At 33.0% G+C, this 12,781-nt stretch carries 10 protein-coding genes; 6 read left to right on the top strand and 4 right to left on the bottom strand.

The window, feature by feature from the left end; all coding sequences use genetic code 11:
* Positions 1-29: 29 nt before the first annotated feature.
* On the top strand, positions 30-1,019 hold the full coding sequence (ccpA, locus tag IDG63_RS08885; protein WP_000219066.1) for a catabolite control protein A: 990 nt from the start codon (positions 30-32) through the stop codon (positions 1,017-1,019).
* Between the two features lie 97 nt (positions 1,020-1,116).
* Here ccpA and IDG63_RS08880 read toward each other — a convergent pair whose 3' ends face one another.
* Positions 1,117-2,286 carry an acetoin utilization protein AcuC gene (locus tag IDG63_RS08880; protein WP_001184007.1) on the bottom strand — a complete coding sequence of 390 codons (1,170 nt, stop codon included), beginning with the start codon at positions 2,284-2,286 and terminating at the stop codon, positions 1,117-1,119.
* 24 nt (positions 2,287-2,310) lie between these two features.
* Positions 2,311-2,943: a hypothetical protein gene (locus IDG63_RS08875; protein WP_001016012.1), complete on the bottom strand. Its 633-nt coding sequence runs from the start codon at positions 2,941-2,943 to the stop codon at positions 2,311-2,313.
* 168 nt (positions 2,944-3,111) lie between these two features.
* Here IDG63_RS08875 and acsA point away from each other — a divergent pair, with 168 nt between their 5' ends.
* Positions 3,112-4,818 carry an acetate--CoA ligase gene (acsA, locus tag IDG63_RS08870; RefSeq protein ID WP_000862095.1) on the top strand — a complete coding sequence of 569 codons (1,707 nt, stop codon included), beginning with the start codon at positions 3,112-3,114 and terminating at the stop codon, positions 4,816-4,818.
* A 439-nt stretch (positions 4,819-5,257) separates the two neighbouring features.
* The gene (locus IDG63_RS08865; protein ID WP_000149412.1) at positions 5,258-6,925 is read left to right on the top strand and encodes a formate--tetrahydrofolate ligase; all 1,668 of its coding nucleotides are present in this window, start codon (positions 5,258-5,260) and stop codon (positions 6,923-6,925) included.
* A 244-nt stretch (positions 6,926-7,169) separates the two neighbouring features.
* On the opposite strand, the gene IDG63_RS08860 is transcribed toward IDG63_RS08865, so the two are convergent.
* Entirely contained in the window at positions 7,170-7,259 is a 90-nt protein-coding gene (locus IDG63_RS08860) for a hypothetical protein (protein ID WP_000927785.1), read from the bottom strand.
* Here IDG63_RS08860 and harA point away from each other — a divergent pair.
* Both harA and IDG63_RS08850 read left to right on the top strand, forming a co-directional pair.
* A complete protein-coding gene (gene harA / locus IDG63_RS08855) occupies positions 7,258-9,945 on the top strand; it encodes a haptoglobin-binding heme uptake protein HarA (RefSeq protein ID WP_001059184.1) in 2,688 nt (895 codons plus the stop codon). The two genes, IDG63_RS08860 and harA, sit on opposite strands and share 2 nt — an antisense overlap.
* Positions 9,946-10,075: 130 nt before the next feature.
* Positions 10,076-10,168, top strand: a complete 93-nt coding sequence (locus IDG63_RS08850; protein ID WP_001789987.1) for a hypothetical protein — start codon at positions 10,076-10,078, stop codon at positions 10,166-10,168.
* Here IDG63_RS08850 and IDG63_RS08845 read toward each other — a convergent pair.
* Positions 10,148-11,053, bottom strand: coding sequence for a transglycosylase domain-containing protein (locus IDG63_RS08845; RefSeq protein ID WP_000184370.1), 906 nt, complete (start codon positions 11,051-11,053; stop codon positions 10,148-10,150). The two genes, IDG63_RS08850 and IDG63_RS08845, sit on opposite strands and share 21 nt — an antisense overlap.
* 380 nt (positions 11,054-11,433) lie before the next feature.
* On the opposite strand from IDG63_RS08845, the gene tyrS reads away from it, so the two are divergent.
* The gene (tyrS, locus tag IDG63_RS08840) at positions 11,434-12,696 is read left to right on the top strand and encodes a tyrosine--tRNA ligase (RefSeq protein ID WP_000186042.1); all 1,263 of its coding nucleotides are present in this window, start codon (positions 11,434-11,436) and stop codon (positions 12,694-12,696) included.
* Positions 12,697-12,781: the final 85 nt, after the last annotated feature.

Genomic DNA, 12,781 nt, shown 5'->3' with positions numbered 1-12,781 from the left:
ATGAATAAAACGTTTACAAGGAGGAAATTATGACAGTTACTATATATGATGTAGCAAGAGAAGCGCGTGTCTCTATGGCCACAGTGTCGCGTGTTGTTAATGGGAACCAAAATGTTAAAGCAGAAACTAAAAATAAAGTTAACGAAGTCATTAAGCGTTTGAATTATCGTCCAAATGCTGTTGCTAGAGGTTTAGCTAGTAAAAAGACAACAACAGTAGGTGTGATCATTCCAGATATATCTAATATCTATTATTCACAACTTGCTCGTGGACTTGAAGATATTGCAACAATGTATAAATATCACTCAATTATTTCAAATTCAGATAACGATCCTGAAAAGGAAAAAGAAATTTTTAATAACTTATTAAGTAAACAAGTTGATGGTATTATTTTCCTTGGTGGTACAATTACTGAAGAAATGAAAGAATTGATAAATCAATCATCTGTACCTGTAGTAGTATCAGGAACAAATGGTAAGGATGCACATATAGCATCAGTTAATATTGATTTTACTGAAGCTGCGAAAGAAATTACGGGAGAATTAATTGAAAAAGGCGCTAAATCATTTGCTTTAGTAGGTGGAGAACATTCTAAAAAAGCTCAAGAAGATGTTTTAGAAGGTTTAACTGAAGTGTTAAATAAAAATGGTCTTCAATTAGGTGATACATTGAATTGTTCTGGTGCTGAAAGTTATAAAGAAGGCGTAAAAGCTTTTGCCAAAATGAAAGGTAATCTTCCAGATGCTATATTATGTATCAGTGACGAAGAAGCTATTGGTATTATGCATAGTGCAATGGATGCTGGTATTAAAGTTCCAGAGGAATTACAAATTATTAGTTTCAATAATACACGTTTAGTTGAGATGGTTAGACCACAACTTTCTAGTGTTATTCAACCATTATATGATATCGGTGCAGTAGGGATGCGCTTATTAACAAAATATATGAACGATGAAAAGATAGAAGAACCAAATGTAGTTTTACCTCACAGAATTGAATACCGAGGAACTACAAAATAAATTCACAAAATTAGGCATTCATCTAACGACCCGAATTATATGGGTGTTGGAAGAATGCCTTTTATTTATCTTTTAAAATTGTTGCAGATTAGGTTACTTATTGACGAGTAGATTCGTACCAACTCGCTATATGTAAAGCTAATTTTTTATTTTTTTCACTAATTTCTTTTGTGCGGGGGACATAGGTATAATCATTTAAACGATCTTCCCATCTTTTAGGTAATAATTCAGATGAATAATGTTTCCATTTATTAATCCATTCTAACGGTAAATAACCAGTTTGAATTGGTTGATCAATTAAACTTAAGAATACATGACTCCATGCACGTGGTACGACTCTCCAAATATTGTAGCCTCCGCCACCAAACATAATTACCTTTCCATTCGTATAAGAATCAGCTAAATATTTTACAAAATATGGAATTTCATATAATGAATGTAACGTACAATTTAGATGAGTTAGTGGATCACGATAATGTATATCGACACCATTTACGCTTAGAATAATATCAGGTTTAAAACTCTTTACGACAGGCTCAACTGTTAATTTAAAACACTCCAAAAATGATGCATCTTCTGTATACGGTTCAAGTGGGACATTTACAGTGTGTCCATAGCCGATATCTTCACCGCGTTCAGTATAGTGACCAGAGCCTGGGAAAAGAAACTTTCCGGTTTCATGGATAGAATAAGTAGTAACATGGTTATCGGCATAGAAACTCCATTGTGTACCATCTCCATGATGTGCATCGGTATCTATGATTAAAACGCGTTGATTGTATTCTTTAGCTAAGTATTGTGCGGTAATTGCAATATCATTGTATATACAAAAACCACTTGCTCGACCAGGTTGAGCGTGATGCAAACCACCACCTAAGTGACAACCATTTAATACTTTGCCTGACATAATAAGATCTGCTAAAGTTAAAGCGCCTCCAACAATTGTGGCACTATGGCGGTGCATATGCTTAAATTGACCATTCTCTTCATCATTTAATCCATATTTCTTAGCCTCATCTTCACTGATAATGCCATGTGAAGCATGCTTAATTGCTTCGACGTAATCATATTTATGAATTAACATTAATTCGTCATCTGTTGCAATTCTAGGTTGTACTATTTGTTCTGGAGACAATAAATTTGCATTCAAAAGTAGCTCTGTTGTTAATTTTAAACGCATTTGATTGAAGGGATGTTGGTCATGAAATCGATATTGTAATAACTTATCTGAATAAACATATGCAGTTTTTGATGAATGTTGTTGCATATAATCCCTCCGATATTCCAAAAATTAAAAGAAAAACCGATTTATATAACGAATATCATCAAACGCTTGTTGCTGTTCTAATGTAATATTTTTGCCAATTCTTGCCATTAAACAATTAGCTGGATGACTTGTTATTTCTGGATCATCTGTAGCGAATATTTCAAGTCCACCAGTTGCCATTAACCGCTGCATTAATTTTTTATAGTCAAATACATCTAACTTTGAATTTTTTAAATCCCAATGCCAGTAATATTCAGTAGTTATAACGATATAATCCTCGAATTCTGGTGTAGAAAGGCTAAGTTGTATTAGCTTTTCTGCAAGATGTAATTGCCTAAAACTGATGCTGACTTCAATTGCCCCCAATTCGATTAAATATGGAAGGTTACCTGTAGACCAGCGCTCAATTTCATCAGGATAGTGGAAAGTGACATAACCCACAATGAGTTGATCTTGGCGAGCAACATAAATTCTACCTTCTGGTAATGTTGTAATTTCTAACAAAGCTTCATACTGATCTTCAGCATCTCTAAATGCGGTTAAATGCGCATCGAAAGTAAGCGCTTTCAAACCTTCGTATGTTAAAGGACCTTCAATAACAAATTGCTTGTCATGAATGTAATAATCTTCGGATTGATACGTCTTTAAATGATTCATATTTTCAACTCCTCAATCGACGTCGTGATTGTATTAAATTCATTATATAGAAAATTTACAATAATTAATACTAGAAAAAGGATAAAAGTAAAAATTTTGAATAATTAGAAATGTTATGTATAATATTGAGAAAGAAAGCGTTTTCATATAACAAAGGGGGAGTTTCAAATGAAAGTCGAAGTTTATAAAGGAGCGCAAGGTAAACATAACCTTAAAGATTATGAAGAAACATATAATACTTTTGATTGGAAAGACGTAGAACAAGCATTTTCTTGGAGTGAAACTGGAAAAATGAACATGGCATATGAATGTATAGATCGCCATGTAGATCAAGGATTAGGGGATAAAATAGCGTTAAATTACAAAGATGAGTACAGAAAAGAATCGTATACTTATAAAGATATGCAACGGTTATCTAATAAAGCAGCGAATGTTTTGTCTGAACATGCAGAAGTTGACAAAGGTGACAGAGTATTTATATTTATGTCGCGTACACCTGAACTATATTTTGCGTTGTTAGGTGTTTTAAAAATTGGTGCAATTGTTGGGCCGTTATTTGAAGCATTTATGGAAAAGGCAGTTGCGGATAGATTAGAGAACAGTGAAGCTAAAGTGTTAATTACTAATAAGGCATTGTTACCTCGAGTACCTGTAGATAAATTACCGAACTTGAAAAAAATTGTTGTCGTAGATGAGGATGTAGAAGACAATTACATAGACTTCATTAGTTTGATGGAAACTGCTAGCGATGAATTTGACATTGAATGGTTAAAGTCGGATGATGGTTTGATTTTACATTATACATCAGGTTCTACTGGGCAACCTAAAGGTGTATTGCATGTTCAACAAGCAATGTTAGTGCACTATATTTCTGGAAAATATGTATTAGATTTACAAGAAGATGATGTTTATTGGTGTACAGCAGATCCAGGTTGGGTTACAGGAACATCTTATGGTATTTTTGCACCATGGTTAAATGGCGCTACAAATTGTATAGCTGGTGGTCGCTTTTCACCAGAACAGTGGTATAGTATGATTGAAGATTTTAAAGTGACGATTTGGTATACGGCACCAACAGCTTTAAGAATGTTAATGAGTGCTGGTGACGATATTGTTGAGAAATATGACTTGTCATCGTTACGTTCGATTCTATCAGTAGGTGAGCCTTTAAATCCTGAAGTTATAAAATGGGCGAAAAAAGTATACGGTTTAACGGTGTTAGATACTTGGTGGATGACAGAAACAGGTGGACATATGATTGTTAACTATCCAACGATGGACGTCAAGCTTGGCTCAATGGGCAAACCATTACCTGGTATTCAAGCTGCAATTATCGATGATGCAGGTAATGAATTACCACCAAATCGAATGGGCAACCTTGCTATAAAAAAAGGCTGGCCATCAATGATGTATCGTATCTGGAAGAATCCAGAAAAATATAAATCATATTTTATTGGAGACTGGTATGTATCTGGTGATTCGGCATATAAAGATGAAGATGGTTACTTCTGGTTCCAAGGACGTGTTGATGATGTAATTATGACAGCTGGTGAACGAGTTGGACCATTTGAGGTTGAGTCTAAATTGGTTGAACACGAAGCAGTTGCCGAAGCAGGAATTATTGGTAAACCTGATCCGGTTCGCGGTGAAATAATTAAGGCGTTTGTTGCACTGAGAAAAGGATATGAACCAACAGACGAATTAAAAGAAGAAATTCGTTTATTTGTTAAAGAAGGTTTGTCGGCACATGCAGCACCACGTGAAATCGAATTTAAAGATAAATTACCTAAAACACGCTCAGGTAAAATTATGAGACGTGTATTAAAAGCTTGGGAATTAAATTTAGATGCAGGGGATTTAAGTACAATGGAATAATGACATGAATGTTATTGAAGATTTCTTTCGAAGAATAAAGGGATACAACATATTTCATGTTAATGTTTAAATATTAGTTTACTTTATGATAAGCAATATAAAGAGCTGTTAACTTGTGTCATATCATTTCGTAGAAAGCATTTGAAAATGATGACATAACAATAATGGCATATCTTTATATTGCTTTTTATTTTTAATATGATCTTTGGAATATGACTATTTTAAATAATAGAAAAATATAGTTATCAATAGTATCAAGCGCTAAAAGTTGTATAATACAAAACTTTAATAAGTGAATTTATTGCAAAAATGAAAGCGCTAACCCGATTTAGTCGACAAGTTTTTAACAGTTCGTTATTATATGAATGTAAGTAAAAATTTCTTAGCTACAACTTACATATTATAAATGCATAAATTAAACAAAAAGGGGCGAAAAAAGTTGACTCATTTATCAGATTTAGATATTGCGAATCAATCAACACTACAACCAATTAAGGATATTGCTGCATCAGTAGGTATTTCAGAGGATGCATTAGAACCTTATGGTCATTACAAAGCTAAAATCGACATTAATAAAATTACGCCAAGAGAAAACAAAGGGAAAGTTGTTTTAGTAACTGCGATGAGCCCAACACCAGCTGGTGAAGGTAAATCAACGGTTACAGTTGGTTTAGCTGATGCATTCCATGAGTTAAATAAAAACGTTATGGTTGCATTAAGAGAGCCTGCTTTAGGACCAACATTTGGTATTAAAGGTGGTGCGACTGGTGGTGGTTATGCGCAAGTCTTACCTATGGAAGATATCAACTTACATTTTAATGGGGATTTCCATGCGATTACAACTGCTAATAATGCATTGTCTGCGTTTATAGATAATCATATTCACCAAGGTAATGAATTAGGAATCGATCAAAGACGTATTGAATGGAAACGTGTATTAGATATGAATGATCGTGCACTTAGACATGTAAATGTTGGGTTAGGTGGACCTACAAATGGTGTACCACGTGAAGATGGCTTTAATATTACAGTAGCGTCTGAAATTATGGCGATTTTATGTTTAAGTAGAAGTATTAAAGACTTAAAAGATAAAATTAGTCGTATTACTATTGGTTATACTAGAGATCGCAAGCCAGTTACAGTTGCAGATTTAAAAGTGCAAGGTGCACTTGCAATGATTTTAAAAGATGCAATTAAACCAAACTTAGTACAATCAATTGAAGGGACACCAGCATTAGTTCATGGTGGACCATTTGCGAATATCGCACACGGTTGTAACTCAATTTTAGCAACTGAAACAGCACGTGATTTAGCTGATATCGTTGTAACGGAAGCTGGATTTGGTTCAGACTTAGGCGCTGAAAAATTCATGGATATTAAAGCGCGTGAAGCAGGATTTGATCCGGCAGCTGTCGTTGTTGTTGCGACAATTCGTGCGTTAAAAATGCATGGTGGTGTAGCGAAAGATAATTTAAAAGAAGAAAATGTAGAAGCAGTAAAAGCAGGAATTGTTAATTTAGAGCGTCATGTTAATAATATTAAAAAATTCGGTGTAGAACCGGTTGTTGCAATTAATGCATTTATACATGATACCGATGCAGAAGTAGAATATGTAAAATCTTGGGCTAAAGAAAATAACGTACGAATTGCCTTAACTGAAGTTTGGGAAAAAGGTGGTAAAGGTGGCGTTGACTTAGCAAATGAAGTATTAGAAGTCATTGATCAACCTAATTCATTTAAACCTTTATATGAATTAGAATTACCATTAGAGCAAAAGATTGAAAAGATTGTGACTGAAATCTATGGCGGTTCAAAAGTAACGTTTAGCAGTAAAGCGCAAAAACAATTAAAACAATTTAAAGAAAATGGTTGGGATAATTACCCAGTATGTATGGCGAAAACACAATATTCATTCTCAGATGATCAAACGTTGTTAGGTGCACCATCAGGATTTGAAATTACAATTCGTGAATTAGAAGCGAAAACAGGTGCAGGATTTATCGTAGCGTTGACAGGTGCAATCATGACTATGCCTGGTTTACCTAAAAAACCAGCAGCATTAAACATGGATGTTACTGATGATGGTCATGCAATTGGGTTATTCTAATAAATCATGTCAATTGTTTAATAAAGATAAGTAAATAGTTTAATAGACCGGACTGTTGGAGATGTATTATTTCAGCAGTTCGGTTTTTTTCTGTGCTAAAAATAGATTCAATTTGGCGAATCTAACGGCAATGTTTGAAGGTGGTTAATTAATGTATATGAAGATAAAAAGTGGGCTTGAAGAATAGGTAAGCTATGCAATGAATATTCATATTAAAAAAATTTAATAAAATAGGTTGCAATATTTAATTGGGATGCGCTACAATTAACACTAATAATTGATATTGATAATTATTATCAATTAAATATAATCTTATAGGAGTTGTTAACAACATGAACAATCATCACCCAAAATTAAGGTCTTTCTATTCTATTAGAAAATCAACTCTAGGCGTTGCATCGGTCATTGTCAGTACACTATTTTTAATTACTTCTCAACATCAAGCACAAGCAGCAGAAAATACAAATACTTCAGATAAAATCTCGGAAAATCAAAATAATAATGCAACTACAACTCAGCCACCAAAGGATACAAATCAAACACAACCTGCTACTCAACCAGCAAACACTACGAAAACCTATCCTGCAGCGGATGAATCACTTAAAGATGCAATTAAAGATCCTGCATTAGAAAATAAAGAACATGATATAGGTCCAAGAGAACAAGTCAATTTCCAGTTATTAGATAAAAACAATGAAACACAGTACTATCACTTTTTCAGCATCAAAGATCCAGCAGATGTGTATTACACCAAAAAGAAAGCAGAAGTTGAATTAGACATCAATACTGCTTCAACATGGAAAAAGTTTGAAGTCTATGAAAACAATCAAAAATTGCCAGTGAGACTTGTATCATATAGTCCTGTACCAGAAGACCATGCCTATATTCGATTCCCAGTTTCAGATGGCACACAAGAATTGAAAATTGTTTCTTCGACTCAAATTGATGATGGAGAAGAAACAAATTATGATTATACTAAATTAGTATTTGCTAAACCTATTTATAACGATCCTTCACTTGTAAAATCAGATACAAATGATGCAGTAGTAACGAATGATCAATCAAGTTCAGTCGCAAGTAATCAAACAAACACGAATACATCTAATCAAAATACATCAACGATCAACAATGCTAATAATCAACCGCAGGCAACGACCAATATGAGTCAACCTGCACAACCAAAATTGTCAACGAATGCAGATCAAGCGTCAAGCCAACCAGCTCATGAAACAAATTCTAATGGTAATACTAACGATAAAACGAATGAGTCAAGTAATCAGTCGGATGTTAATCAACAGTATCCACCAGCAGATGAATCACTACAAGATGCAATTAAAAACCCGGCTATCATCGATAAAGAACATACAGCTGATAATTGGCGACCAATTGATTTTCAAATGAAAAATGATAAAGGTGAAAGACAGTTCTATCATTATGCTAGTACTGTTGAACCAGCAACTGTCATTTTTACAAAAACAGGACCAATAATTGAATTAGGTTTAAAGACAGCTTCAACATGGAAGAAATTTGAAGTTTATGAAGGTGACAAAAAGTTACCAGTCGAATTAGTATCATATGATTCTGATAAAGATTATGCCTATATTCGTTTCCCAGTATCTAATGGTACGAGAGAAGTTAAAATTGTGTCATCTATTGAATATGGTGAGAACATCCATGAAGACTATGATTATACGCTAATGGTCTTTGCACAGCCTATTACTAATAACCCAGACGACTATGTGGATGAAGAAACATACAATTTACAAAAATTATTAGCTCCGTATCACAAAGCTAAAACGTTAGAAAGACAAGTTTATGAATTAGAAAAATTACAAGAGAAATTGCCAGAAAAATATAAGGCGGAATATAAAAAGAAATTAGATCAAACTAGAGTAGAGTTAGCTGATCAAGTTAAATCAGCAGTGACGGAATTTGAAAATGTTACACCTACAAATGATCAATTAACAGATTTACAAGAAGCGCATTTTGTTGTTTTTGAAAGTGAAGAAAATAGTGAGTCAGTTATGGACGGCTTTGTTGAACATCCATTCTATACAGCAACTTTAAATGGTCAAAAATATGTAGTGATGAAAACAAAGGATGACAGTTACTGGAAAGATTTAATTGTAGAAGGTAAACGTGTCACTACTGTTTCTAAAGATCCTAAAAATAATTCTAGAACGCTGATTTTCCCATATATACCTGACAAAGCAGTTTACAATGCGATTGTTAAAGTCGTTGTGGCAAACATTGGTTATGAAGGTCAATATCATGTCAGAATTATAAATCAGGATATCAATACAAAAGATGATGATACATCACAAAATAACACGAGTGAACCGCTAAATGTACAAACAGGACAAGAAGATAAGGTTGCTGATACAGATGTAGCTGAAAATAGCAGCACTGCAACAAATCCTAAAGATGCGTCTGATAAAGCAGATGTGATAGAACCAGAGTCTGACGTGGTTAAAGATGCTGATAATAATATTGATAAAGATGTGCAACATGATGTTGATCATTTATCCGATATGTCGGATAATAATCACTTCGATAAGTATGATTTAAAAGAAATGGATACTCAAATTGCCAAAGATACTGATAGAAATGTGGATAAAGATGCCGATAATAGCGTTGGTATGTCATCGAATGTCGATACTGATAAAGACTCTAATAAAAATAAAGACAAAGTCATACAGCTGAATCATATTGCCGATAAAAATAATCATACTGGAAAAGCAGCAAAGCTTGACGTAGTGAAACAAAATTATAATAATACAGACAAAGTTACTGACAAAAAAATAACTGAACATCTGCCGAGTGATATTCATAAAACTGTAGATAAAACAGTGAAAACAAAAGAAAAAGCCGGCACACCATCGAAAGAAAACAAACTTAGTCAATCTAAAATGCTACCAAAAACTGGAGAAACAACTTCAAGCCAATCATGGTGGGGCTTATATGCGTTATTAGGTATGTTAGCTTTATTCATTCCTAAATTCAGAAAAGAATCTAAATAATTAACTAAATATAGCATATGTATGATTAACTTTGTAGACAATGTGAAACCAATTAAATTATAAACTATTGATTGGTTTAATGGCTTTCCTTTAGAGTAAATAAAAAGAACAGCAGTGAGAAATTTTCTAATTGAAAATAATCTTACTGCTGTTTTTAATATTTGGATTCATTGTTGTGGTTACTTTAAAAAGTGAGCATCAATTAACGCTTTTTTCGATTTAACAAATGTGATTTAATATCATATTTTAATGCGTCGTTGTATTCTTTTTCAGTGATTTGATCTTCGATTAACATACGCTTTAATACATAATGTTGTCTTTGGATACTATATTTCAAATCTTTATCCGATTTTAATGTTCCATCTTTTTCGTAGGGTGTATAGCCATAAGGGCTTTGCAACAAACCGATAAGGTATGCAGATTGTGCAATTGATAAATCTTTTGGTGGAATACCAAACAAACTATATGAAGCGGATGCAATTCCGGAAATATTAGCGCCATTATAATCTCTACCGAAGGGAACTATATTTAAATATGTATATATAATTTCATCTTTTGAGAGTAGGTGTTCTAATCTAATTGCTAGGCGAAGTTCATTTGCTTTTCTACTATATGTTTTTTCGTTGGTAAGAACTTGATTTTTAACAAGTTGTTGTGTAATTGTGCTACCACCTGAACTTTGATCAGTATTAAAAATATCTTGTATCATTGCTCTTAAAATCGCCTTTGGTAAGATGCCATCATGTTTATAAAATAAAGTGTCTTCAGATGACGTTAATGCTTTAATGACATTTGGACTTGATGTTTTAGGGCCTATAATGAGTGAGTTTTGAGAATGGTTATACTCATATAATAAATTTTTGTTATTATGATCTAATAATTCATCGCCAGGTATTTGTCGAACTTTTTTTATTAAAGCATCATCTGATAATGAGTCGGACGTTTTAGTTAAATGATGAAAATATAAAGACATCGCAATCACAGCGATAGCAACGATGGCAATGAAAATCATAAATATAAAAACAATGACATGTTTGATAGCTTTATATATCTTTTCAAAATGATATATACGATGATTCAATTGATGATTGTTGTCTTGATTCGTCATCTTTAACCTCCTAAATTACGTATAGTATACCATATTTAAGCAATTTGACTTTTATTTTAACGTTAATTATAATTAGGGAAAATGCATAAAGAATAGGATAAAAGGACAAGTAATATTATTTGAAATCATCAGAGAGCTAGTGGTCGCTGTGAACTAGTGTTTTTAATAATATGAATACACCTTTATAACTAACATGTCCTACGTTTATTAATGAACGTATCATTAATAGAGTGAACATTATCTTATGATTATGTTTAAGTTTGGTGGTAACGTGCAATCGCGCCCTTACATATTTGTTGTAAGGGTTTTTTTACGTTCAAAAAACTTTAAAGTATTTTAACAAGTATTCAATAAATAATTATAAATAGGAGGAAATAATAATGACGAATGTATTAATTGAAGATTTAAAATGGAGAGGTCTTATTTATCAACAAACTGATGAACAAGGTATTGAAGATTTATTAAATAAAGAACAAGTGACGTTATACTGCGGTGCCGATCCAACGGCAGATAGTTTACATATTGGTCACTTACTACCATTCTTAACATTAAGACGTTTTCAAGAACATGGACATCGTCCTATCGTTTTAATTGGTGGTGGTACGGGTATGATTGGTGATCCATCAGGTAAATCAGAAGAACGTGTGCTACAAACAGAAGAACAAGTAGATAAAAATATCGAAGGTATTAGTAAGCAAATGCACAATATTTTTGAATTTGGAACAGACCATAGTGCAGTGCTTGTTAATAATAGAGATTGGTTAGGACAAATTTCATTAATTAGCTTTTTACGTGACTATGGTAAACACGTCGGCGTTAATTACATGTTAGGTAAAGATTCAATCCAAAGTCGTTTAGAACATGGTATTTCATATACAGAATTCACATACACGATTTTACAAGCTATTGATTTCGGTCATTTGAATAGAGAATTGAATTGTAAGATTCAAGTAGGTGGATCAGATCAATGGGGTAATATCACAAGTGGTATTGAATTAATGCGTCGTATGTATGGTCAAACAGACGCATACGGTTTAACTATTCCGCTTGTAACTAAATCAGATGGTAAGAAATTTGGTAAGTCTGAGTCAGGTGCTGTTTGGTTAGATGCTGAAAAAACAAGTCCTTATGAATTTTATCAATTCTGGATTAATCAATCAGACGAAGATGTAATTAAATTCTTAAAATACTTTACTTTCTTAGGAAAAGAAGAAATTGATCGCTTAGAACAATCTAAAAATGAAGCACCGCATTTACGTGAAGCTCAAAAAACATTAGCTGAAGAAGTAACTAAATTTATTCATGGTGAAGATGCATTAAATGATGCAATCCGTATTTCACAAGCATTATTTAGTGGTGATTTAAAATCATTATCAGCAAAAGAATTAAAAGATGGATTTAAAGATGTGCCTCAAGTGACATTATCAAATGACACAACAAATATCGTTGAAGTCCTTATTGAAACAGGCATTTCTCCTTCTAAACGACAAGCACGTGAAGATGTTAACAATGGTGCGATTTATATTAATGGTGAGAGACAACAAGATGTTAATTATGCTTTAGCACCAGAAGATAAAATTGATGGCGAATTTACGATTATTCGTCGCGGTAAGAAAAAATACTTCATGGTTAACTATCAATAAATATAATTGCATAGCTAAATAAATTAGAGCCTACTCATATTCATTCCTAAGAATGTAATGAGTAGGCTCTTAATGTACTTTTCTG

This window comes from Staphylococcus sp. EG-SA-14 (assembly GCF_017151935.1).
Taxonomy (GTDB): Bacteria; Bacillota; Bacilli; order Staphylococcales; family Staphylococcaceae; genus Staphylococcus; species Staphylococcus aureus.
This window is presented reverse-complemented; position numbering and strand designations above follow the sequence as displayed.

Bases quoted from the DNA above. Each gene is read 5' to 3' on its own strand.
- ccpA (WP_000219066.1), top strand. From the start codon at position 30: ATGACAGTTACTATATATGATGTAGCAAGAGAAGCGCGTGTCTCTATG.
- IDG63_RS08880 (WP_001184007.1), bottom strand. From the start codon at position 2,286: ATGCAACAACATTCATCAAAAACTGCATATGTTTATTCAGATAAGTTA.
- IDG63_RS08875 (WP_001016012.1), bottom strand. From the start codon at position 2,943: ATGAATCATTTAAAGACGTATCAATCCGAAGATTATTACATTCATGAC.
- acsA (WP_000862095.1), top strand. From the start codon at position 3,112: ATGAAAGTCGAAGTTTATAAAGGAGCGCAAGGTAAACATAACCTTAAA.
- harA (WP_001059184.1), top strand. From the start codon at position 7,258: ATGAACAATCATCACCCAAAATTAAGGTCTTTCTATTCTATTAGAAAA.
- IDG63_RS08860 (WP_000927785.1), bottom strand. From the start codon at position 7,259: ATGTTGTTAACAACTCCTATAAGATTATATTTAATTGATAATAATTAT.
- IDG63_RS08845 (WP_000184370.1), bottom strand. From the start codon at position 11,053: ATGACGAATCAAGACAACAATCATCAATTGAATCATCGTATATATCAT.
- tyrS (WP_000186042.1), top strand. From the start codon at position 11,434: ATGACGAATGTATTAATTGAAGATTTAAAATGGAGAGGTCTTATTTAT.